The sequence below is a fragment of the Paenibacillus sp. FSL R7-0652 genome, from assembly GCF_038595045.1.
In the GTDB taxonomy this organism is placed as follows: Bacteria; Bacillota; Bacilli; order Paenibacillales; family Paenibacillaceae; genus Paenibacillus.
Window position 1 is genome coordinate 6,605,089 of record NZ_CP152001.1, and the last position, 24,263, is coordinate 6,629,351.

Annotated in this window: 21 protein-coding genes; 5 read left to right on the forward strand and 16 right to left on the reverse strand. The window is 46.8% G+C overall.

The window, feature by feature from the left end:
* Positions 1-283: 283 nt before the first annotated feature.
* Complete coding sequence (locus tag MKY97_RS28690) at positions 284-2,314, forward strand: right-handed parallel beta-helix repeat-containing protein (protein ID WP_342553528.1); 2,031 nt, start codon at positions 284-286, stop codon at positions 2,312-2,314.
* Between the two features lie 24 nt (positions 2,315-2,338).
* On the opposite strand, the gene MKY97_RS28695 is transcribed toward MKY97_RS28690, so the two are convergent.
* Both MKY97_RS28695 and MKY97_RS28700 read right to left on the reverse strand, forming a co-directional pair.
* A complete protein-coding gene (locus MKY97_RS28695; protein WP_342553529.1) occupies positions 2,339-3,418 on the reverse strand; it encodes a phosphotransferase in 1,080 nt (359 codons plus the stop codon).
* Positions 3,419-3,536: 118 nt separating this feature from the next.
* Positions 3,537-4,424: a helix-turn-helix transcriptional regulator gene (locus MKY97_RS28700; protein WP_342556485.1), complete on the reverse strand. Its 888-nt coding sequence runs from the start codon at positions 4,422-4,424 to the stop codon at positions 3,537-3,539.
* A 306-nt stretch (positions 4,425-4,730) separates the two neighbouring features.
* Here MKY97_RS28700 and MKY97_RS28705 point away from each other — a divergent pair, with 306 nt between their 5' ends.
* The 3 genes from MKY97_RS28705 (at position 4,731) to MKY97_RS28715 (ending at position 7,776) form a co-directional block, all read left to right on the forward strand.
* On the forward strand, positions 4,731-5,192 hold the full coding sequence (locus tag MKY97_RS28705) for a MarR family transcriptional regulator (protein ID WP_342553530.1): 462 nt from the start codon (positions 4,731-4,733) through the stop codon (positions 5,190-5,192).
* A 25-nt stretch (positions 5,193-5,217) separates the two neighbouring features.
* On the forward strand, positions 5,218-6,384 hold the full coding sequence (locus MKY97_RS28710) for a macrolide family glycosyltransferase (RefSeq protein WP_342553531.1): 1,167 nt from the start codon (positions 5,218-5,220) through the stop codon (positions 6,382-6,384).
* 426 nt (positions 6,385-6,810) lie between these two features.
* Complete coding sequence (locus MKY97_RS28715) at positions 6,811-7,776, forward strand: ADP-ribosylglycohydrolase family protein (protein ID WP_342553532.1); 966 nt, start codon at positions 6,811-6,813, stop codon at positions 7,774-7,776.
* 356 nt (positions 7,777-8,132) lie between these two features.
* On the opposite strand, the gene rlmH is transcribed toward MKY97_RS28715, so the two are convergent.
* The 5 genes from rlmH to MKY97_RS28740 form a co-directional block, all read right to left on the reverse strand.
* Positions 8,133-8,612, reverse strand: coding sequence for a 23S rRNA (pseudouridine(1915)-N(3))-methyltransferase RlmH (rlmH, locus tag MKY97_RS28720; protein ID WP_123067026.1), 480 nt, complete (start codon positions 8,610-8,612; stop codon positions 8,133-8,135).
* Between the two features lie 318 nt (positions 8,613-8,930).
* Entirely contained in the window at positions 8,931-9,131 is a 201-nt protein-coding gene (locus tag MKY97_RS28725; protein ID WP_342553533.1) for a hypothetical protein, read from the reverse strand.
* 38 nt (positions 9,132-9,169) lie between these two features.
* Entirely contained in the window at positions 9,170-9,337 is a 168-nt protein-coding gene (locus tag MKY97_RS28730) for a CxxH/CxxC protein (RefSeq protein WP_090923561.1), read from the reverse strand.
* 334 nt (positions 9,338-9,671) lie between these two features.
* A complete protein-coding gene (locus MKY97_RS28735) occupies positions 9,672-10,193 on the reverse strand; it encodes a hypothetical protein (protein ID WP_342553534.1) in 522 nt (173 codons plus the stop codon).
* 558 nt (positions 10,194-10,751) lie between these two features.
* The gene (locus tag MKY97_RS28740) at positions 10,752-12,029 is read right to left on the reverse strand and encodes a trypsin-like peptidase domain-containing protein (RefSeq protein WP_342556486.1); all 1,278 of its coding nucleotides are present in this window, start codon (positions 12,027-12,029) and stop codon (positions 10,752-10,754) included.
* A 599-nt stretch (positions 12,030-12,628) separates the two neighbouring features.
* On the opposite strand from MKY97_RS28740, the gene MKY97_RS28745 reads away from it, so the two are divergent.
* The gene (locus tag MKY97_RS28745; protein WP_090923564.1) at positions 12,629-12,841 is read left to right on the forward strand and encodes a hypothetical protein; all 213 of its coding nucleotides are present in this window, start codon (positions 12,629-12,631) and stop codon (positions 12,839-12,841) included.
* Here MKY97_RS28745 and MKY97_RS28750 read toward each other — a convergent pair.
* The 9 genes from MKY97_RS28750 to MKY97_RS28790 form a co-directional block, all read right to left on the reverse strand.
* Positions 12,810-13,616 (reverse strand): MBL fold metallo-hydrolase, encoded by an 807-nt coding sequence (locus MKY97_RS28750; RefSeq protein WP_090923565.1) that lies wholly within the window; start codon positions 13,614-13,616, stop codon positions 12,810-12,812. The two genes, MKY97_RS28745 and MKY97_RS28750, sit on opposite strands and share 32 nt — an antisense overlap.
* A 6-nt stretch (positions 13,617-13,622) precedes the next feature.
* Positions 13,623-14,366, reverse strand: coding sequence for a two-component system regulatory protein YycI (yycI, locus tag MKY97_RS28755; RefSeq protein ID WP_342556487.1), 744 nt, complete (start codon positions 14,364-14,366; stop codon positions 13,623-13,625).
* Between the two features lie 319 nt (positions 14,367-14,685).
* A complete protein-coding gene (yycH, locus tag MKY97_RS28760; protein WP_342553535.1) occupies positions 14,686-15,966 on the reverse strand; it encodes a two-component system activity regulator YycH in 1,281 nt (426 codons plus the stop codon).
* Positions 15,950-17,800 (reverse strand): cell wall metabolism sensor histidine kinase WalK, encoded by a 1,851-nt coding sequence (gene walK, locus MKY97_RS28765; RefSeq protein WP_342553536.1) that lies wholly within the window; start codon positions 17,798-17,800, stop codon positions 15,950-15,952. Before walK ends, yycH begins: the two co-directional genes overlap by 17 nt.
* Positions 17,800-18,522, reverse strand: a complete 723-nt coding sequence (gene yycF / locus MKY97_RS28770) for a response regulator YycF (RefSeq protein WP_342553537.1) — start codon at positions 18,520-18,522, stop codon at positions 17,800-17,802. Before yycF ends, walK begins: the two co-directional genes overlap by 1 nt.
* A gap of 260 nt (positions 18,523-18,782) precedes the next feature.
* On the reverse strand, positions 18,783-20,315 hold the full coding sequence (locus MKY97_RS28775) for a peptidoglycan DD-metalloendopeptidase family protein (RefSeq protein WP_342553538.1): 1,533 nt from the start codon (positions 20,313-20,315) through the stop codon (positions 18,783-18,785).
* A gap of 486 nt (positions 20,316-20,801) precedes the next feature.
* Positions 20,802-21,575: a methyltransferase domain-containing protein gene (locus MKY97_RS28780; RefSeq protein WP_342556488.1), complete on the reverse strand. Its 774-nt coding sequence runs from the start codon at positions 21,573-21,575 to the stop codon at positions 20,802-20,804.
* Between the two features lie 457 nt (positions 21,576-22,032).
* Positions 22,033-22,728 carry a hypothetical protein gene (locus tag MKY97_RS28785; RefSeq protein WP_342553539.1) on the reverse strand — a complete coding sequence of 232 codons (696 nt, stop codon included), beginning with the start codon at positions 22,726-22,728 and terminating at the stop codon, positions 22,033-22,035.
* A 237-nt stretch (positions 22,729-22,965) separates the two neighbouring features.
* Positions 22,966-24,252 (reverse strand): adenylosuccinate synthase, encoded by a 1,287-nt coding sequence (locus tag MKY97_RS28790; protein ID WP_342553540.1) that lies wholly within the window; start codon positions 24,250-24,252, stop codon positions 22,966-22,968.
* Between the last annotated feature and the right edge of the window lie 11 nt (positions 24,253-24,263).

Here is a 24,263-nt window from a genome sequence, read left to right on the forward strand (position 1 = left end):
CTCTCCTCTTTGCTGTTATGGTAACAACAGATGTCGATAGAAAATATACCGAGTTTGATTCATAATCAAGTTTTACGCAAAATGTCGGATCGAAAGCCGCTTAACAGGCTGCTGAAACCATGTTGCTGAGTACTTGTTCATAAAACATCCTTCTTCCTGTCTCTCCCATTGTATTTATTTTCTAGTATAATAGCTTAAACCAACAATAATCTTATAATGATCCTGCCTTCAGCTTGTAAGGAACGCTTACGAGCTATCTAAGGTGGGAAGAAGGAGAGTTATTATGGAATATCATGTATCCGTACATGGAAATGATCAACAAAAAGGAACAGCGGATCAACCCCTTCGTACCATATCACGCGCTGCGGCTCATGCCATGGCTGGTGATACAGTTATCGTTCATGCGGGAGTATACAGGGAATGGGTTAACCCGGCGAACGGAGGAACGGCAGAGCATAGAATCATCTATCGATCTGCTGGAGACGGCGAAGTCGTCATTACAGGAGCTGAACGGATTACCAGTTGGGCATCCGAAGGAGACGATGTTTGGAGCACAGAGGTGCTCAATTCCATCTTTTCCGTTCGTAACCCCTTTGAGGTAGAGCTCAGTGGAGACTGGTTGTTCGACGGGCCTTTTCCGATTCATCTGGGTGATGTCTATTTGGATGGTAAGTCCTTGTATGAATGCGATAGTATTGAGAGCGTTAACAAGCCTGAAGTCTGGCCTGAAGCCAAATATCCCAAGGACTCACTGTTAAAGTGGTATGCCGAAGTGGGCTCTACCACAACCAAAATCTGGGCGAATTTTGGCGGGAAAGATCCTCGTAAGGAGAATGTAGAAATTAATGTGCGTCCATACTGCTTCTGGCCTGAGAGACCAGGACTTAACTATATAACTGTAAGCGGATTCACACTTCGCCAAGCTTCTCCTCAATGGGCACCGCCTACGGACTACCAGGAAGGTTTGATTGGGCCTCACTGGAGCAAGGGCTGGATTATTGAAAACAATATAATCAGTGAATCCAAATGCGTTGGTATTAGTCTAGGTACCGAGATTGGCACAGGTCACACCAACGCTTTGGAAAAGCGGAGTAAAGGCGGGACTCAACGGGAACAGGAAGTTATTTTACGAGCATTACGCTCCGGCTGGCATAAGGATAACGTCGGCAGGCACATCGTTCGTGGTAATGTGATTCATGATTGTGAACAGGCAGGTATTGTCGGTCATATGGGAGCTGCATTCAGCCGCATTTATCAGAACCGGATTTATAATATTCACCATAAACGGCTCAGACACGGTGCCGAAGTCGCGGGAATTAAACTGCATGCTGCACTAGATACTCAAATTAACGAGAATATCGTCTACAGCAGTTACCGTGCGCTTTGGCTTGACTGGCAGGCACAGGGCACTCGGATCAGCCGCAATGTATTTTTTGACAACATATCTGAAGACCTCTTCGTTGAGGTGTGCCATGGTCCGTATATGGTTGATCACAATCTATTTCTCTCCCCTATGAATTTCAGAAATATGGCCCAAGGCGGGGCATTTGCTCATAATTTATTTGCAGGCCGATTTGTCGTTCGTTCCGAAATTACGCGGATTACGCCGTATCACTTCCCTCACGAGACGGCTATGGCCGGATACTCCAACATTACCGGAGGTGATGACAGGTACTACAACAATATCTTTGTGGGTGATAACGAAGCCGACGCCAATAAGGAGCCTGTTCCTATTACCTTCTTTGAGCATCTTCCCCTTAAACCAAGGGATGAAGTTGGGGAGGACGGGAAGACGGTCATGGATGGTGTGCCGGACAATTCCATTTGTTATCTGCATGCTGTAGGACTTGGCGGCTATGACAAACATCCGAATGTGAAAGATAAGAGGTGGTGGGAATACACCAAAGAGGAGCTTAAGGAGCTTGGCGATGCTGCCAAAGATTTCTTTATAGGCAATGCCGTTCTACCGGTAGCTATGGGTGGCAATATATATCTCAACCATGCGGTTCCAAGTCGTCACGAATCGAATGCGGTAATCCATACACAGAAGGGCATAAACGTTGAGATTGATCCTGTGCTGGGTAAGGTGCAGATTCAGATTAATAATCCCGAGCTGCTTCAGGGCAATTCTGCGATGGTGATTACCACTGACCTGCTTGGAAAAACGTATCACGCCGATACGAAGTACGAGGAACCAGACAGCACTCCATATCAGTTTGACTCCGACTTTTTCGGAACAAAGAGACTCGATGCAGATATCACACCAGGTCCCTTTGAGTTAACCGAAGATGGTAAGGTTGAGTTTGAGATTTAATTTGTGATTGAGGGTCCAGTCACTTTAGGTGACTGGACCTTTATTCTGTGTAAAGCCTATATTCTGCTGTTTATACTCAAACGGCTCTTCACATGAATACATTTCATGAAAAAAACCTTTAAACGGGATATCGTCTTCAAAACATTTTATAAGATACGATAGTTCCTCATCACATACCAGTTCTTCACCAGCATTATGCATCACTTCGAATGAATCAATAATATTTTCCATCAGCGTTACTTTTATGAATAAGGGCAGCTGATCCAGAACTGAATCATCGATCTTGGTCTCTGATTTATAACCTGAAAGGATTGTCTCAAAATAATTATCCATGAACTCTTTGCGTTTAATGACATCTGGTTCAAATTGTATCCAGCCTACGCCATGTGTCCAAAGACCCGCCAAGTCATACATATACCAACCGAAGCATGAATTATCGAAGTCATATACAGTTATTTGTCCTGTATCAAAATCTATCGAATAATTGCCATCGTTGAAATCAAAATGAATCATACCGTAAGTCTCTTGGTTCCTGTCAAATTTGTTTAAGGTATCAAGAAGCTCTACCATCTTCTCCTTAAGCAGAGATAGGGAGCTGGGTATCATTTTATCGATATATTCACCATTGAATTTATCAAAAAAACTGTATCGACAATGGATAGGATGGTATCCTTTTGATATTTGGTGCAGTTTCCCCAAGGTCTTGCCACAGTTAAAATAATATTCGGTAATTGGAACTCCATCACGATACTGATAATTATTTTCTACAAGCATTTTCCCCTTAGCTTTTTCAAACAGGCAGACAAAAAAGCTGTGGTTATTGTAGGTGATCTCCTCCAGCAGATTCCCATTCCGGGAGCTGATTACATTTGAGACGCTTCCTCCATGCTCATGTAGATACCGGACAAATTCCAATTCGCCTTGGAAATCCTCTCGATTCCTGTCAGGTAGGAAAGCGATTCGAAGTATTTTAGCATCACTCCCCGCTTTCTCGCAGGTATATACGACATTCCGCCCTCCATCATGTGGTGGAATCAGCTGGATTTCATATCCTTCTAATTCGAACAACTCTGATACCGCTGTAAGTATGCAGGTATCTCCCATTGATACAACTTCGTTATAATTTATAACTATCTCTCCTTTTCGCGTATAAACATTTATTTATGAATACAAAAAGAGCATACCTCAATAGCGGCAAGCTCAATGAACTTTTTTGATCATTTTAAGTGTTATATACTTTGATGGGTGCAAACCATTCCATTTGGCAGTACTCCCCATCATATGCATCCATATCAATTTTTTCGAAGAAGAATTCGCTATCCAGAAGTTCGTATCTTCCGCTGTGCTCCTTGACAAGCCTATCAATAGCAGTATACAGCTCCTCTGCGCGCAGTTCACTAATCTCCTCGTAATGATGGTTCCCAATATAACGAAAGCCGACACACATAGACGCCCGAACTGTATCCCCTGTAAAGCCCTCAGGTATCCCGTTCAGATCCATGACACGCATAGACGGTAGATAGTACGTCCAACTAAGCGATGGATCAGGAGTTCTCGTTAGACCATAATAAATATTGGGTTCTGCCGGATTAGGAATAATATGCCTCCGGTTCCACCAAAACTGTTTGGCAGCTTCAGGTGCTTTAGTTGGAGCTTCAGCAATCTCAATCTGATATATTTGCCCCATTAAATGAAAGGATGGAATCATGACCATATCCGGCCCGTATACCAAATTCCCACTAACATTGTTCTTAGGAAACAAATGAAGAGGAGTTGTTACGTGAATATATTGACCAGAATCTCTACATTCACCAGGTGTAAGCCCATACTCACGTTTAAACGCACGTATGTAAGTTTGCTCATGTTCATAACCACACTCAATGGCAATGTCGAGGACCCGCTTCTTAGTTTGCATCAAATTCTCCAAGCTGACAGCCAGCTTCCTGGAGCGGATATAACTTTTCAGTGGTACGCCAAAAGCGAACTTGAAAAGTCGACGCAAATGTACATTGGAAATCGGGAGATCGTTTAGATAATCTGTCTCGCTTGCACTAGAAACGTTTTTTTCTATTCGGGATAGAAGCTCAGAAAGGAGTATGTATGGTTCTATAGCTTATGTCACTCTCCTAATATATTTTTGTTCCTAAAATTCTTAATTTGACATATTTTCTACTAGTAAAACTATACCACAGGGAGTAAATATTAAAAAACTACATGGAATAATTCCTTGCATAGAACTTCTCATATTAGTTCCTTGTATCCCAAGCAGTATTGTTTCCCCACACTTTTTCTAGAAATTCAGGCACTGTTACAACTGTTACAACGGATAATACTGATTTTCCACAGTTTATATTTATTTGCTTTAAGCAAACAAATAAGTTGTATTTGTGATATGGAAAAAAAAGGAGACAACTCATTGACCTCAAGAAAAGAAGAGCTTCGAAAAGTAACTTACAGCACATTTAGTCTGGCTCAAGAATTTCGCAAAGTTCAGGAATTACGAAAGGATTACGACCGAACAAGCTTTGACATCCTTATCCTTATAGCGAGCCAAAAGCGAATGCGCCCGTCCGATATCGCTGCCGCTTTGCAATTAAACCCTTCTTCCATTACTAGAAGGATGCAGTTGCTCCTCCAGGAGGGACTTGTTTCGGCTGAAAACGATCCGTCCGATCAGCATTCGAGCTTAATTACCCTCACTCTGACTGGAGAAAAAGCATTAGAGAGCTACCTTGTTAGAAGCGTCGACGCGAACGATAGGCTCCTGGAGAACTGGAGCGATGAAGAATTGAAGGTATTTGCGGCTATGCTATCGCGGTATTCCGAAGCTTTGAAGAGATGGCGAGTGAGTCTATACCCGGAAGATAAGGAAAGATAGTTCCATAGAGAAAGGAACATGATTGATGTCCAAAGTTCTGTTTATCAACGGTCCCGCTGAAGGTCATATCAATCCAACATTGGGATTGGTTCACGAGTTAATCCATCGAGGAGAGGAAGTAGTTTATCTCGCGCCTACGCCATTTCGTCGCAAAATCGAGCTTACGGGAGCTGAGTTCAGGGAGTTTAATAGCTTCTACGGGAAACCGGACCCGGGGGATCTTCCCGGATTTCTCGGAATGATGCGTTTTTTGCTTCGATCGGCTGACAAAGTGATTCATCAGGCAATGGAGCTAACCACTACAGAACGTTATGATTATGTTGTGCATGATGCATTTTTCGGTTGGGGGGCGCTCATCGCTCACCTGCTCAAAGCGACATCCATCAGCTCCATTTCTACCTTCGCTCCCGTAATCAACAGCAGCATGACGGGAAAAGACAAAAGTTCTACAGCACAGCTTGAGGAGATCAAGCAGGAGATGCTTAAGCTTTCAAGTCGTTATGGTTTTTCTGTATCCAGGATTCAAGACATCATGTTCAACAAAGGCATCATGAATCTTGTATATACTAGCGAATATTTTCAGCCCCACAGACACTTATTTGATGAAACGTATCATTTCGTAGGTCCTTCCATCGCCGATCGTGAGGATGCCCCCGATTTTACATGGTCACAGCTGGAAGGAGCTAAGAGCATTTATATTTCTTTAGGCACGATCGCTAATGACGACAGGAGCTTCTACGAGGATTGTTTCAAGGCATTTGCAGAGATGCCGTATCGATTTGTTATGTCAATAGGAAATAAAATCAGCGAATCCACTCTAACCGGTATACCGTCAAATTTTATCCTCCAACCTTACACTCCCCAACTGGAGATTTTAAAAAGGGCCGATCTCTTTATCACTCATGGAGGAATGAATAGTGTAAGCGAGGCATTGTACCATGATGTTCCGCTCATAGTGATTCCGCAATCAGCCGACCAGCCAATCGTCGCCTCCAGGTTGGAAGAATTGGGCTGCGGCATTAAGATGAGTCGCCAGCAAGCAACCCCAGAAGCCTTGCGAAGTACCGTTAATCGCGTTATCTCGAACAACGCGTATAAAAGAAATTGTTCTATTGTTGGGGAGACACTCCGAAATGCGGGCGGATATAAGAGAGCTGCAGATCTTATTATGGCAATGACAAAGAAGCGCTAACTACCGAGCCGTCTGCATGAGCAGGTTTGAAGCTTCATCTCCGAGACGTTCGAACATGTTCCCCAATAACAAAGGTTGCCCACAATGCTGCGGGAAGTGTTTTTTTGTCTGGAAAGCATGATAGGTCCTCCCATTTCCTCACACACCGATGACAAGACTTAACTTCTTTGGCAAATAAACAACCGTATGTAACACGCCAAAGCACTCTTTATAGGATTTATAAATTAACAGGTTCATATCTGCACAACAGGCTGACAAGTCGGTGTCACCCAATTCAAACCTCATATCTAATTACTTCGCCTTCATTTATGGTACGGTTCTTCGCGCTGTCGGTAACAGCAAGTTTTCTTCAATAGCAGGAATATTATGTATTTCTATAGAAGGATCTAACTGACAGAAATGCTAATAGAAGGAGTGATTCATAACTTGAAAGGTACTTTGAATCGAGTTATTGCTTGTTTAAAGGGTGTATCAACAGGAGATGCGATAGGTAAACAAACTGAATCATTGAACTTCGAGGATATCAAGCAATGGTTCCCAGAAGGAATTAGCGATTTTCATGGTGAAATAGGCAGCATTATGCCCAGATATGAGGGAAAACATTACTTCTGGAAATTTGGTGAGACGACAGATGACACCGAACAGACTCTCTCCATTGCAAGAGTAATAGCTCTAGATGGCAAAATCACGCACTCCTCTGTAGGAAAAGAACTTATGCTCTGCAAAAAATCAAATCGTCCCACTCTGCTCCTGGGTAAATTTCAAAAAATCGGAAATCCATCAAGAGTGGCATTTGAAGGTGATGGATGTGGAGCAGCAATGCGTTCAGCACCAATTGGTGCCTTATTCTCTACCCAGAGGTTGAATGATCTCGTTTCAAGTGTTTTTGAAGCAAGTATTCCTACTCACGGAGGAAGAATTGCAATTTGTGGTGCTAGTGCAGTAGCTGCAGCGGTTTCGGCTGCAATTGACGAAAAGCTTCCGTCTGAGATAGTACAACACGCTGTTCAAGCAGCTAGAATAGCCGAAAAATATCGTCCTGAAACTACAGAAGAAAACATCGCTGACCTGATTTTACGTGTATATGAAGATCTATCAAGCCTAGAGACCTTATCATTAGAGTATATAAAAGAAAAATACATGCCTTGGAAAACTCCAAACATCGTTGCTTTAGCAATAACTTTCGCAGTTCTCACTCAGTCAGCCGAGAAAACAACTTTACTAGCTGCGAATCTTGGTGGTGATACAGATTCAGTAGCTTCAATGGGAGCTGCAATTGCAGGAGCTCTTTCGCCACAAACTGTAAATGAAAGATGGTATCAAGCAGTAGTTCAAGTCAATGGTAATGAACTTCTTCAATTAGCACCAAAGATTGCTCAACTTCGTTTATAATTTTTTTTCTAAGAACCGCATTTACAGTTTCTTCAATTTTATATTATTTATCAGCTTATACGACGGACCCCTGTAAAAACAGGGGTCCATTTTGATTTTCAGGAGTGTAAGAATGAGAATCGTTAAGAAACATCAGGACTGGACTTTAAAGTTTTACGCCGGTTCCGAGCACTTCCAGCCGTGTTCCTCGATCATATCGAGGGCTGCTTTCAACAACTTAGTAACGAACTAGAGGATAAAGATAGGAGCGGAGTTTTGCTTGGGCAGCCACGACTGAATCTTCGTTCTCAAAGCGGGAGACAACTCATATATACAAATCCATGTCCTGCAAGGAAATTCGGTAAAAACTTTCGCTGTTACTTGTGGTACGGCTCTCCTCGATTGATCTTCACCGCGCGATAAATCTGCTCTACCAACACCAGCCGCATTAGCTGATGCGGCAGGGTCATGCGCCCGAAGCTCAAGCGCTGCTTAGCGCGGCGCAGCACCTCATCGGAGAGCCCATGGCTTCCTCCGATGACAAACACGACATGGCTCGTCCCATACGTGCCGAGCTTGTCGATCTCCACAGCCAGCTCCTCGGAACTCCAGAGCTGACCATCCAGTGCGAGCGCAACGACATGCGCCTCGCTCTTCACATGCGCGAGAATGCGTTCGCCCTCGCGCTCTTTTACCGCCCGAACCTCAGCTTCGCTCAGGGTATCGGGCGCTTTCTCGTCTGCGACCTCGATCATCTGAAACTTGATGTACGGGGCGAGCCGCTTGGCATATTCCTGAATGCCCAGTGTTAAATATTTTTCCTTCAATTTGCCTACGCCTATAATTTGAATCAACATCTGATCATTCCTCCTGAATCGTCGTCACTGCTTAAAACCTATCTAAAAACCAGATGCGTCCAGCGCATCGTTTCCAGACATAATTCATTCAAAACTCTAGCGATCACCACAAACCTTATTCAGTCCGAATTGCCCAATTTTAGAATCTAACGATTACAGCAGACGCTATTTCCCCCAAACCATGCATTTTTCGCCCTGTTTGAAGCAATTTTATCAAAATAAGCTCTCTACGGATCGTTAGAATTTCAACCAAGCTCATTTCCCCCAAATAAGGCTTCTCATGATCGTTACAATTTCACCTGCCAACCACGTCCTTAATTACCGCCCGATGTCCTGCCCGTTCTGCCTTGACCGCTCGTCAGCACAGACTCCCTCAGCCGCTCGCTCCCTACAAATGCAAAAAGAGCGCTCAACACGCTCTCTCTGCTTCTTGCTGTGATGTTCATACCGGATCGAACCAAGTCTATAGCCAGAGGCAGTACCGCTCTGCTGCGCCATGACAACAACATCCCACAGCATTGGTCAGCACCCCTGGCAGCCGCCTGCTCTACAGTACGCTAAACGACAAGGAATTCCGCGTGCTGATCACATTCAGCGCATTTGGCAGGCGGGTCCCAGTCGGCAAATTCCGTCTCCTTCAAATCCACGATATCTGGAGCGTCCTCATATTCATCCACAAACATGTCGATGGCAATGTCCACGTGTTCTTTGCATACAACGTACATCCGTCAAGCATCCTTTCTGTCACCAGCTATGTTCCCGATTCACAGGCCGCTTATCCTACAGGATAGCCACTTCTCAGTTCTATCACACCTGCCGCGGAAAAGAAACCCCCACATCACAGTTCTGTGCAAAAACTTGACGCTCTTATACCAAAAAGGCCTCTTCCTCGAGATGTACACATATATCTTTCTCATAAGATAAAAAAGGCACCCCTCAACGATACCCCATCAGGTACCAATTGCGGGAATGCCCTATTTTAACCTCAAGCGTACGTTCACACTTTTTGCTCTATCCCTAATCTTGTCCGTATATTTATCCTTACCCTTCGCTTCCGTCCTACTCCAATCCCGACTGCGCCTTTGTGAGCAGTTTCCCGCTTTGAAATGCAATCACTGCGTTGCCGCCGTTGCCCGCCGTGCCCTTATAGTTGTACACGACCATGTTCTCCGCTTCACTTAGCGCTTCACCTTCACCGCCTAGAATGTTGATAACCTCTTCCACGGTCATGCCAACCTCCAGCTTCTCATACTGGGCAAATGTAATCAGCACCCCGTCTCCTTTTCCAGCGGATCCGTTGTTTCCTCCAGCGACAGGCATCTGACCACCAGTCCCTTGTCCAGCAGCGCCAGCTGTCTCGAATTCATTCAGCTTTTTCTCAAGTGCAGCAATTTTCTGTGCCTGCTCATCACTTTTAATTCCCTGTTCGGTCAGCTTTTTCTCCAGCCCAGCGATCTTTTCCTGCAGTGCACTCGTATCTACGGAAGCAGCTGGTGTGCTCTCCGATCCACAAGCAGACAGCAGCATCATTGATAATGCCAAGCTTGTTCCTCCAAGTACCTTTTTCTTCAATAGATTCATCTCCGAATCCCTCCATTTTCAGATTAGCCGGCCTGCTCACACGTTAAACAGCTGTTATTTGCATCAACGACCTATGTAAACACATTGACATTAGTTTACCATACAGGCAAACAAATGTATCTGCGCCTTTAGCTCCAATGTCTTTCCCGAGTAGATGCAGTATGCGCTGATCCATAATTACCCTATCGTCATCTATTCCTGTTTGCGATGCCCTACACCTCAGCATTAAACGTTATGTACTCCAACGTCGAGCAGTGACCTTCTTTTTACTACATTCCATACCTCTCCCCCGATAAAAATGAACATAAAAAGAGTGGTCAGAAGTTCTGACCACTCTCTCTACTGCAGCCTACTCCAATGATCATCTTTATCATTATGACCATTAAACATAAAATATCATCGCTTTTCACGCTGCAATATGTCATCTCTGCACGAACAACCAGCTTCCATAACATGCGTCACCGCTTCGGTCACGAGCAGATTCCACAGCACGAATCATCATTTCATCAAGGAGCAGCGGCAGCGTTACCGCCTTCACCACTTACAGCCCCACAAGCCTTACTCCGGCTTATCTGTCAGCTTCACAGATACTTTCTCCGCTTTGCCATCCCGATAGAACGAGACCTCCAGTGTATCACCGATCTTTTTCTTATCGTATAGGAATTTTCGCAGGTCCAGCGTGGAGGTAATTTTTTGCCCATCGAATTCCGTAATGACATCATTCAGCTTCATGCCTGCCTCGGATGCCGGTCCGGAAGCCTCCAGCACAACCACACCACTATCGACATGAGATGGCAGCTTGAGGTCTTTGCGCTGATCATCATCCAGTGGAGCGTACGGATTACTCAGATCAACCGTGTACACGCCGAGATAAGGACGTGAGACTTTGCCGTCCAGCAGCAGGGAATCCACCGTTTTCATCACTTCGTTCATTGGAATGGCGAAGCCGAGACCTTCAACGCCTGTATCCGATATTTTCATCGTATTGATGCCTACGACTTTCCCGTTCAGATCAACCAGTGCTCCGCCGCTGTTGCCTTCGTTAATGGCCGCATCCGTCTGAATCACGTTCTGTTCCCAGTCGTACACACCGTCCTGGTTAATCGATACGGGCAGAATCCGATCCGTGTAACTAACGATGCCTGATGTCAGCGTACCACCGAGACCCAGCGGGTTACCAATGGCCAGCACCGTTTGGCCGCGCTGCAGCTTGCTGGAATCACCAATTTCCGCTGCAGCTCCCAGGCCTTTATCATCCGTTGAGAGTACCGCGATGTCACTCACCCGGTCCTTGCCCACCAATTTAGCTTTATGTGTTTCCCCGTCTACAGTCACAATCTCCAGGTCACTGGCGCCTTCCACGACGTGGTGATTGGTCATAATGTAGGCTTTGCCGTCTTCCTTTTTAAAAATAACCCCGGACCCCAGCGCGGAATCTTCCATCGACAGGCTGCTGCCTGTTTTATGATTCACGATGCTGACAACCGAAGGACGTACCTCTGCTGCTGCATTGATGATGCGATCGTATGGATCAACCACCTGTGCTGTCTGCGCAGTTCCACCACCTTGACCCGCTGCATTGGCCAGAGGAAGCTGAGCTGCAGGCTGGCTGATGAAGCTGAACAGCGTTACCGTTACGATCGAGCTAATTACCGAGCTGATCACAGCTACCTTGACGGTAGAACTGAGTTCCGAGCGTGACCTGCGTGGATTGCTCCAGCGATCACGTGCGCGTCTTCCGCCTCCCGGGCGGATGATCTGAAGTTTGCCTTTCTGTTCAGGTTCGGCGCGTCTTGATACCTTGGTTGAATAAAAATCGTCTCCAAACAATCCCATCGTGATCCTCTCCCCTTCGTTGTCACGCATCAAGACCCTGACTGCCGCCCAATTTATTCCATGGATGACCAGTGGAACTCCCTGTCGCCCATGACTTTTTTGCATTTTCACAAAATGGTCCTGCACATCGCCGCGTCCCGGAACAAAGCCGGGAGCAAACCTTTATATACAACAGAATGGCTCTCCATCCTGTATGCTCTATCAATCATGCTCTCGCATGCTGCGAGATTCGAGATTCCATTTCATACGCAAAAACAGCCAAAATCATAATACTCCTTATATACTAAACACTTTATATCCCAAAAAGTTGCATAATTACGTAAATAAACGTAAATTTTCACGATAACTCGCTCAACAATAAAGGTTCATACTATTTATCACCACAAAATGGGATGTGCTAAGCGCTATTCTTTTGAATTCATTAAACTTTTTCCATCCTGTTTCATGCCAAGTTCAAAGCAGTACAGCTGCCATTTCAGCATACACATCCTGCCCGTTAAATGTTAGCGGCAAAAAGAGGAATGTTTTCTACCCAGCCTGACTACAATAATAGTAAAAGAACAATTCAAAGCTTCATAGAAAAGAAGGAGGATTCCACAATGGAACGCACACGAACACTCACAGCTATGGACGAAGTTCACATGGCGGCCAAGCTGGCCGATCTCAAAGAAGAGCATTACCGCAACACACTAGCACTCAGCACCATCATTGAACTGCTTATCGATAAAGGCATCCTCACACGCGAGGAAGTGGAGCGCAAAGCCGCCGAACTGGACAGCTTTATGGCTCACCCACCCTATCCCATGGTGTAGGGCGATCATAATACGTATCACAGAGCTTGAACTCATGATCCCGATAAAAACAACCACGGCTCTCCATCGCGTCACGCACCGACATTTTAGCCAAATCCATCATATTATGATCCCGGCTGAGATGTGCCAGATACGTACGCTTGATGCGTCCGTTCATCAGTTCACTAAGCGCCGCACCTGCGGCTTCGTTCGACAAATGCCCGATGTCACTCAAAATCCGGCGTTTGGTGTTCCACGGATAACGCCCCATGCGCAATAATTCGACATCATGATTCGCCTCCAGTACGAGCACATCCGAGTCCGAGATCGCATCGCGAACCTTGTCGCTCATATAACCAAGGTCTGTCGCAACGGACAGCTTCTCGCTGCCATCGTCGAACGTGTAACCTACCGGTTCAGCCGCATCATGTGAAATACCGAACGACTCTACACGCAGCGAGCCAAAATCATGCTTTTCACCCGTTTCGAATATCCGCCGGTTCTCTTCCGGGATCGCTCCGACCGATTTCTCCAAAGCCGCCCATGTATTCGTATTTGCATAGATCGGTAAATTATATTTCCGAGACATCGCGCCTAGTCCTTTAATATGATCCGAATGTTCATGTGTGACCAGAATACCGTCCAGTTCCGTCCCTGAAATCTCCCGCTCCAGAAACAATGCCTCCAGCCGCTTCGCGCTGAGACCCGCGTCAATCATGAGTGAAGTACCCCCATGCTGAATGACTGTGGCATTACCTGTCGAACCACTGGATAACACCGTAAAATATATCCCCATAACGCATTACTCCCCTGGTTTATCTGACTTGGGACTGAATACATCCCCACTGATGCCCTGCACGTACAGCACTTCGCCACTTTCCAGCACAAACCGCCATGCCGGCATCGCTACCTGTATATCTGAGTTGAACAACTGGCCGTAGTAGCCCAGCTGAATATCTTTCACAATTGCATCATTTGGCAAAAAGTTTTCGATCAGCGTTCCCAGCGCCTTTGACGCCGGAAGTACCTGCTGCTCGCTCTCCTCGGCGGTTGTAATCCGCACGGGAGTCTGATGATAACCCGTGATTTTCTGATCGCTGTAGAACAGCTCCAGACTCACGTTAAAAAGCGGCCATTTGCCGTCCACCAGCGGGTGGAGCACAAAAGCCCCATCTTCCGCCATCAGCTGATCCAGCCGGTACGTGCTGATTTGAGGAATCTCTCCCTGCAGCGCGTCTGTCAGCTCGCTTGGCGAGAAGATCAGCTTGCTGTCCACAGGCTCCTCCAGCTCAACTTCAATACCCGACTTGTCCTCTTCAATGAACTCATAGGACAGCTTCGGCAGCTTGGGTGTCTCATTTGGAATCGGTGCAAGTACCTGAATACTCTTCTCTTCCATGGCCTGCTGCGTATTATCCGCAAGTGAGGTGAAGTCCAGATTGGCACCAGCCGTTTCCCGTGCATCCATCCAGATCTGATAACCCAGCACCAGATTCAGCAGCAGAAAAGCATAGATTAATACATTTTTTGCCCGTCCCCAATCCAGATCTTTCACCTCCTCTTCCGTTTAATCACTTCAGGCTAACGATTCGTAGGAGCCTTATATACCCCATTTTCCGCTCGTTTTAATTCTAACGATTCAGAGAAGCCCTATTTCGTAATTCCTCACACGTTTTCACCATTTTTAGCTCATTTCTACAGAAATAGCATCACCAGGAATCGTTAGATTGCCCAACTCCCCCAAATCCAGCATTTAGCGTCCTCTGTGATTCGTTAGAATTTAGCCCAGTGTCGTTGAGTACCCTAGATTACTTCAACAGCCTGCACCGTCTGAAGCGGCCTCATCCACTCTTCCTGCATAACAGCTAAGAAACTGTCGTTTCCTCACCATTCCCAAATCGGATAACCCATACCGGAATCAACCGAAGCCCATCCTCCATGGCAGATGGACGATAAGCCGGGTACACGTCAACAACTTTTCGGTTTTCGCCGGCTACCTTGCGGATCAGATTTTTAAGCTTGTCCCCGCCAGGCAGCTTGATCGACTTCTTCGTCTCTGTACCTTCGTTCAGATATTCCAAGGATCGCTCATAGCTCGACACCGTCTTCTGCTGCATCTCCATATTGATCGTGCCGAAGCGGAACTGCATTGAATCCATAATCGGAAAACTGCCGTAGTACTGCTGGAACTGGAGCTGCGTTTTGTTGTCAGCTGATCTCAGCATCATGCGCGAACGCCCTTTCCAGCCCCCATGCTGATTTACAAAATCAACTGCAGACAGCGCGTCCTTGGACGCATCACTCTGTCCTGCTGGCGGTGCTGCCGGGTCAGTGTAGCTAATCCAGCGCTGCTCCTGTTTCACCTGCAGACTGCGTTTGCTGTCGGTGTAAATCTCAGACCCATCCTTTTCCCGAATATTCCGGGTCATGCTTGGATCAAAGAACAGACTGCGCTGCATCTGCTCCACCGTAAACTGCCCTGTCGGGACATCCGCCTCAATCGTATCCAGTGCCTGTGCCGGAATATAATATCCGCCTTCCATCAGCGTGTAGGGTGTCCAGCTCGTACCAAAATCGACATGCTGCTTCACGTCCTGTACTGTTAGGTCTGCCTGTGCAGCCTCGTAGACCACATCTCCCTTCGCACTGAAGAAGAGTGCGTGAGCCTTCGTCTCATCCGGGGCAGTGTATATCGCAATGCGGTTAATCGTTTCTCCCTGAAAAAGAGAATCTGTCCCCAAACGCATCACCCGCTGTAACAAAGCCACCGGCATGCCTTCCTTAAACGACAACTCAAAGCCAGGGCTCTCCTTGCGGATCTGATCCCATTTCACGGACTGTACATTGCGACGCTGGAAATCCTCGAACGTTCGGCCTTTTAGTCTGGAATAGATCAACTGATAAAATGTATTGCCAGGGTAGAACACCGTATGTTTGTCCTGTCCCAGATGAATAATCATCTGATCCGGAAAAATTAACTCCTCAATATTACGCTCCTGACCCATGTTCTCGGTCTTTACATAGTTGGTTTCGGAAGTCACAACCGAGTCGCCGCCCCCAGGCAAACGATAGATCAAGAAGTAGCTCTGGATCAGGCTGGCAGCAACCAATGAAGCGAGCACCAGAGATTTAATCCGTTCCTTCAAGGTGCTCACCCCCTTTATCACGCATTGGAAGTGTAAAAGTTACCGTTGTTCCCACGTCTACCTCAGATTCCAGTGAGATGCTTCCATCATGAGCCTTAACAATTTCCCGGGCAATGGATAATCCCAGCCCTGTGCCGCCCATGCTGCGGGAGCGTGCTTTGTCAACGCGATAGAAGCGTTCAAATATCCGATCCAGATCTCGTTGTGGAATACCCATACCCGTATCCGACACCGAGATCGCTAACGTATGTTCATCGCTGCGCCGGGCAGCAATCGTAATAGTGCCGCCCTCCAGCGTATATTTCAGTGCATTGGACACCACATTGTCCAGAACCTGATCAATCTGATCCCGGTCCAGCGGCACAGGTGGAATATCGTTTTCCACAGAAAGCACAGACTGAATATCTTTCTGATGCATCTGGAAGGAGAACCGATCTGTCACTTCCTCCAGCATCTCCAAAACATCAATAGGCTGCTTGCGCAGCAGTGCCTCCTTGGAATCCAGCCTCGATAAATGCAGTAAATCTGTAACCAGGCGAATCATACGCTCGGTCTCGTTCTGAATGACACCGACAAAACGTCCCGCAAGCTGCGGATCTTCCAATGCCCCATCATCCAGCGCTTCAGCGTAGCTCTTAATCGTCGTCAGTGGCGTACGCAGCTCATGCGATACATTCGCCACGAATTCACGCCGGGAGGCTTCAAGCTCCTCCTGCTCTGTTACATCCTGCAGCACTGCAATGGTGCCGGTAATTCCCAGCTCGCGCCGATGTACGGGCGTGAAAGTCATACGAATCACCACCGGCTCCTCCTGGCCTGCGGGGGCAATCTGCAGCAGTGTTGATCCGGTAAACCCACTGGCCAGCGCTTCCGCATCCTCCGGATCGATACCGAGTAGGACAGCAAAATGCCTGCCTTCAATATCGGAAGGGCGCATACCGAGAATGCTGCTGGCACGGCGGTTGACCAGAATCACTTTGCCATACTCATCTGTAGCGACAACGCCATCACTCATATTGGTCAAAATGGAGGTCAGCTTTTCCTTCTCCTCTTCGTTCTGAGAGAGAGCATCCCGCAATCTGCTGGTCATATAGTTAAATGCCCGGCTGAGCTGTCCGATCTCATCCGTACCGAATACCGGTGTCTGCTGATCGAAATTCCCTTCCGCGACCGCTGTCGCCCTCCTGGTGACTTCCTTAATAGGCTGGGTAATTGTATGCGACAAGATAACACCCAGCACGGCGGTTAACACGAGGGCAATCAGAATGCCGGAGATGAAAATCTTGTTGATGCCCTCCATCGTTGCGTACAGTTCGTTCATTGAAGCGGCGATGTAAACCGCACCGATAATCTTGCCGCCGGATAACACCGGTTTGGCTACGACCTTTTTGCGAACATTATCCTCATCGACGATATATTCCTCATTATCCCGAATGCCCTGCAGCGCACGGCTGACAACGGTTTGGGTGTTTTTTCGCCCGATATAATCGGAATGTGAACTTAGCGAAGTGGTCAGCACCTTGCCGCTGGCATCCAGCACCTGAATCTCGGCACCGTTGATGTTAAACAGGTTGTTGACGAGCACACGCAGGTTCTCCGTTTTGTCCTCACCGGCTTCCGCCTCTCCGCCAGCCAGCGTCTCGCCCACCAGCACGGAAAGCATCTCTGCACGTGCCTGTAAATCCTCCGTAAAATTGCTCGTAAGCGAGTTCTTCATTGCACTCACAAAATAAACGCCGATCAACTGCATTGCAATCAGAATCAGCAGTACATAAATAATAATTAATTTCGCCTGAATCGTTCGAAAGAACGAAAATTGCGAGAATCGGCCCATTATATCCCCACGCTTTTGGCACTGCGCACGAGATAACCAAGCCCCCGGCGAGTCAGAATGGTTTCCGGCTTGCTCGGATTTTCTTCAATTTTCTCCCGCAGTCTGCGAATGGTCACATCTACCGTACGTACGTCACCGAAATACTCGTATCCCCATACAGCCTGCAGCAGATGCTCTCGTGTCATTACCTTGCCGGAATGCTTGGCCATATAATAGAGCAGCTCATATTCCCGATGTGTCAGATCAAGTGGTTCTCCGCCCTTATACGCGGTATACATGTCCATATCAAAAGCCAGATCAAACAGCCGCAAAACCTGCTTCCCTTCTTCCTCGGGTGCCTCTACAATCGCTGCAGGTTTCTGCTGTCTGCGCATCTGTGCTTTAACCCGTGCGAGCAGCTCCCGTGTGCTAAAAGGTTTGGTGACATAATCATCCGCCCCCAGCTCCAGACCAAGCACTTTGTCGATCTCACCGTCTTTGGCTGTCAGCATAATAATCGGCATCTCCAGATGAGCACGCACTTCGCGGCACACATCCATTCCATCCTTACCCGGAAGCATCAGATCCAGAAGCATTAGATCCGGCTTTTCGGATAACGCCAGTTCCACCGCACGAATACCATCAAACGCACAGATGACCTCATATCCCTCTTTTTCCAAATTAAACTTCAGAATGTCTGCGATGGGCTGCTCGTCGTCCACCACCAAAATCTTCCCCTGCATCGGCTGAATTCACCCCTATATCCTGCTTAATCCGCCATTGGCGCTGTCTCTCTAATCTATTTGAACTGCCTCAAATGCAGTTCCTGCTGTCATCGATCTATACTCTCTTTAGTTTAACATACCTGAGGCACCGTCACATCCTGATCCGATCGTTGGAAACGGTTTCCATCAAAATTATTTCATATCAAAAAACAAGGCCAGCTTTACAGCCAACCTTGTTCTCCCGGCAGCATCATCACCTGATGCCTTGTGCTCTATAATTAATTCAGATAGGTCATGGGATTCTCTGCCGAACCATTTTTTATGATCTCAAAATGCAGATGGGTTCCCGTAGAACGTCCTGTATTACCCATCACACCAATACTGTCTCCCTTTTCCACCACTTGACCAACATCTACACCGATGCTGTTCAAATGACCGTAAAGTGTTTCGTATCCGTTGCGATGGTTAATAATGATAACATTCCCATATCCGCTCTTCTGTCCTGCGAATGTAACCACGCCTTCATCTGCAGATTTGACATCACGATTACCTACTAAATCGACGCCTTTATGCTGTCGGCCCCAGCGCTGACCAAAGCTGCTGCTCATGGTGGCATTGGATACTGGCCACGCGAATTGGCCTGTGCCTTCGCCAACCACCTTAGTTCCGCTCAGTACAACTTCAGTTACAGCTGTTTTAATGACCTCCTGGCCCAGCCATTCTTCCCGGACAACTTCACCGTTTTCTTTGGTAATGCGATACTGCATATTTTTAAGCCCGCTCTGTCCTGGACGAACAACCTTGGTCGTACCCGCCTTCAGCTCAGCACTTTTACGCACCTCCACCTGCGGTTTAACTTCAATCTGTTCCACTACCTGTTCCACTGATTTAACAGTGATTGCCGGTTTGGGTACAGTCAAAGTCAACTCCTGTCCAATTTGGAGAGATGTCTCTTTGATGCCCGGATTATGTTTACGGATCTCACTTTGTGTAATTTCATATTTGGCTGCGATGGAAGAAATCGTATCTCCTTCTCGCACCACATAGGTTACAGGCGCGTCTTTACCAACGGTTAAAGCTTTAACCGCCTCGGTCATGTCCCATATTTTATTCGGGTCTGCCTTCACCGTATCGGTTGTCACATCTTCTTTGATGTCTACGGATTTCAGTGTTGTACTTGGCCCTTTATCCTTTTTGGAGGAATTAGCCGATACCGACTTGGTCTTCAGTGTGCTGCGTAAAGCCGATGCCGGTATGTATTTGCTCTGCACCTGCTGCAGGATCTTATCTGCTGTTTCCTGATCCTTCACAATGCCGACAACCTCACCATTCACTTTGAGCTCCACGCCTTTAGCGTAAGCCGTTAACATATTCCCCAGTTTATCCAGCGTTTCCTCGCTGTTCACTTTCGGTTTATATGCCCGTACCGTCTCCGTTGTGATCCCGTCTGTGTTCAGCACCATCTCTGCATCCGGATACTTATTTCGGTATTCCTCGGTTTTTTTGGCAAACAGCTGCTGCAGCTGTGCCTCATCTGCAATGGTGCCCACCTCAGTGCCTTTGACCATAATTTTATAATAAGGGACCGTGTTAGAAGCTACGTATTGCTTTACTCCGAATCCAACCGATGCTGCAATCAGAATGCCGCACGCTGTGGTAATGATCCATTTACGCGACAACAGAATTTTCTTCTTATTTGAACTGAAGTTGGACATGCTCATGCTGTTTTTGTCTTCGGCCGTCCGGTGTTCTCCGGATTGTTCGTGTACCCGGTGTTGATCCGGTTGGCGCTTGCCTCTGAAACCTTTCATGATTCTCTCCTTTTCAGCACTTGTTCATCCGCATTTTCGATCAGACATCACTTGTAAGCGAGTCTTATGCAAGTAAGTTATATAATATGGAATTTCGTAAAATCAGGACTTTAGCTGTGTGCACAAAAGTGTCAAAATTTTAACCTTTTATCACACCCGTATACTTTAACACAGGTTTTACAGTCATTTCAACTCTTACCCTCACATCATAAATCCGCATCCCGACTGATTTTCCTGATATATCCACCCATTGGGGCATTTGTTCCATCAAACATTATGCCTCAACCTCTGCTGTACTATGTACTTTTTCTCTCAATCTAAGACTAGGTTCTAAGACCTACTTAATTACAAGCCATTTTCATGTAAATACAAAAAGGAAACCAAAAAAAGATATAAAAAAAACCTCCATCAGTTCAACTCTAATGAAGGTTTTAGTAATAACTTTGTTTATGTCTATGGCAGACTCGTCATTCCCTTAATAATGATTCATTCTTTCCCTGCACCATTCGATCTCTTAGCTGCACCTATGATGAACCGTTTCTGCTGCACTTCCCAAAATCCATGCTGCTCGATCTCCAGATGAATCTGCCATAAAGGTTCACGGAATCGTTCCGTTTCAAAATCAGGCACCTGCCATGGAATCGTCTTTAGATAATAAACGAGTGCACCAATATCATAGAAACGCTGGGCGGGTGCAGCTTCATGCTGCTCCCAGATGTGGAATCCATGCTCCCGTAACTGGTCTGCAGCAAATTCCAGCTCCCACTCGGCATAATCCGTTGGCAGGGGAATGCCTAACCGATCGTTAATCTCCCGGCAATCAGACCAGCCCACCTGCTGTGTCAGGAAAACTCCTTCTTCCGAGAGTACACGCCATACTTCCTGTGGATCATAAGATTCATGCCGATTGAGAATTAGATCAAATGCCCCATCCGCAAAAGGGAGCTGCGTGTCATCCGTCACAGGAAACACGTCTACACCCAAAGGCAGCAGACGCTCCCTGGCAGCTGCTATGTTTGGAATGTATCCTTCGGTCGCACAGGTATATGCAGGGAGGGGGAGCATGCTCGACAGCAGCTCTCCTCCGCCTGTACCCATATCCAGCATGCGCTTCGCGCCTTTTATACATCTCCGTGCCATCGTTCCATAGGACCAAGGCAGCACACCGCTCTGCATACGCCCACTACCTGTAATATAGCCAAAATCCCAGCCGTGAAATGGCTGTTCTGCTTCCTGCAGTCCCTGCTCAAAACGCTTCATAATTGCGGCAGGATGTCCCGCCGAAATCTTTGACATTGTGTACTTAAAATTTATAGTATCCATCTATAATTCCTCCCGTTTTCTCTACTCATGTTCTCATTGGGTATAACGTACCTCATGTACTGAGACCTGAATGGAGGACCACGGACCCGCGGCCGGGAAAACAGTATTGAAGCGGGAGAAGGTTGTTATATATCGTGCTCTTTAACATTCATTTTCATGTCTTGTTCCTCCTGAATCGAGCGGCAGCTCCCAGACTCATACTGCACCGGAAACATCTCTGCCGTATCTTGTTTACGTTCTATATCAGTCTACGGTTAGATGTTATATCCTGCCGGACCCTATAAAGTTTAGTGTTTCATACCATTATATGAGAAATATGCAGTCAAGTCTAACCATAGGGGCGTGATGCCCCTTTGTCGAGAAACTGGCCCGTACAGCATATGTCTGGTCTCTTTTATTCCGCCTGAAGCACTTCCATAAGATCGTCATATTCCTCACTCGTAAGATATTTGGAGATCACTTGCTCAATATCCCGCAGTTCCTGCTCCGTCAGCCCGCCCTCCATTGCTCCGGATATCTGCTGCATTTCCTTCTGGGGCAGCTTGTTCATCAGCAGCGTAAAAATACGTTCTTTTTCCTCCGTCGGCAGCTTGTTTTTAGCTCCCGTAATATCATCTGGCGAAACAACAATTGCATCACTTCCTGGCGGATTGCCGCTGTTTGCAGCATTGCCACCTTCGGGTCCGCTTCCGGCAGCTGTTTCATCCCCATTCACGGTTCCAGAAGTTTTACCTGTATCTGCTTCGTCTGTTTTACCACTGCCAGATGACTCTGGATTACCGGCTTCTCCACTTGAGGTTCCATTACCCATAACGGAAATTGAATTCTCCGGGGCCTTTTCCTCTTCTGTTCCGGCTGGTTCATCCGTTGACGTATTTCCGGACTTTTCTCCCTCACTGGACTGCTTGCTGCCTAAAGCACCATGGAACATGCCCATTAAGCCCGTAGGCTGGCCTTCCCACTCTATATTAAAACTGGCAAGCAATGATTTGGCATACGATTGTACGATTAGTCCTGTCGTAAGCAGGGTCAGTGAACTGACCAGCATCACGGTGAGCACCATTTTGACAAACCACATCAGCAGCTTCATCTTCTGTTTCTCTCCCTCCATTTTGTCCACTTCATCCATATAGAATTGGAATATGCGAATTTTATAAGCTGAGACACTGTCACCTATTGCTCGTATACATGTCTTTCGTTCAACTTATATCCTGTTAGCCAGTATTGACGGAAATCTCGGGATTATATCCGAAACAGACACAAAAAAACCTCCGGCTGCCCCTATATAAGCAGCAGCTGGAGGTGAATATATTAACCCGTTATTATTTTATACATAGATCGGCAAAACCGGATTTGTCTGCTCACGGTTACGACCTACAGAGAAGATGGCAATCGGAATGCCTGTCAGCTCGGATACACGTTTTACATAGTTTTGCGTATTCGCTGGAAGATCCTCCAGCTTCTTCGCTCCTGTAATATCTTCGCTCCAACCAGGCATTTCTTCATATACCGCTTCACACTCGGCCAGCATTTTCAGGCTTGCGGGATAGTGAGTAATAACCTCGCCCCGGAATTTGTAACCTGTGCAGATTTTCACTGTCTCAAGACCTGTCATAACGTCCAACGAGTTCAGAGACAGACCTGTAATACCGCTCACGCGGCGAGCATGACGAACAACAACACTGTCAAACCAGCCCACACGGCGTGGACGCCCGGTTACTGTTCCGTACTCATGACCCGTCTCACGGATCTGGTCGCCAATCGCATCATGCAGTTCTGTCGGGAATGGACCATCACCGACACGTGTTGTGTAAGCTTTGGCTACTCCGATCACTTGTTGAATACGAGCCGGACCAACACCTGAACCGATACATACACCGCCAGCTGACGGGTTGGATGATGTAACATAAGGATACGTACCTTGGTCAAGGTCCAGCATTACGCCCTGTGCACCTTCAAACAGCACTTTTTTGTTCTCATCAATAGCATCATTCAGCACAACGGATGTGTCCTTCACATAAGGGCGAAGGACTTCTGCATAGCCGAGGTAATCCTTCAGAATCTCTTCTACATCCACTGGCGTGCCGTTGTACACCTGCTCAATGACACGATTTTTCTCTTTAACCAGATGACGCAGTTTCAATTCGAAATCTTCTGCATCCATCAGATCTACCATACGGATACCGATCCGTGCAGATTTGTCCATGTAACAAGGGCCAATCCCTTTGCCGGTTGTACCGATTTTGTTTGGACCTTTGCTCTCTTCCTCCAGTGCATCCAGGACCATGTGATATGGCAGAATGATGTGTGCACGTTCACTGATGGACAGGTTTTTCGTTGTAAAGCCATTATCATGAATATAATTAATTTCTTCAATAAGTGCCTTCGGGTTGATCACCATACCGTTACCAATGACACAGGCTTTGTCCGTGTAAAAGATACCCGATGGAATCATCGTCAATTTATATTTTTTATTGTCGATCAGGATCGTATGGCCTGCATTGTTACCACCTTGGTAACGAGCAACCACATCTGCTCTTTCCGCCAAATAATCCGTAATCTTACCTTTACCTTCGTCTCCCCATTGCGTTCCCACTACAACTACCGTTGACATAGTTAACATAC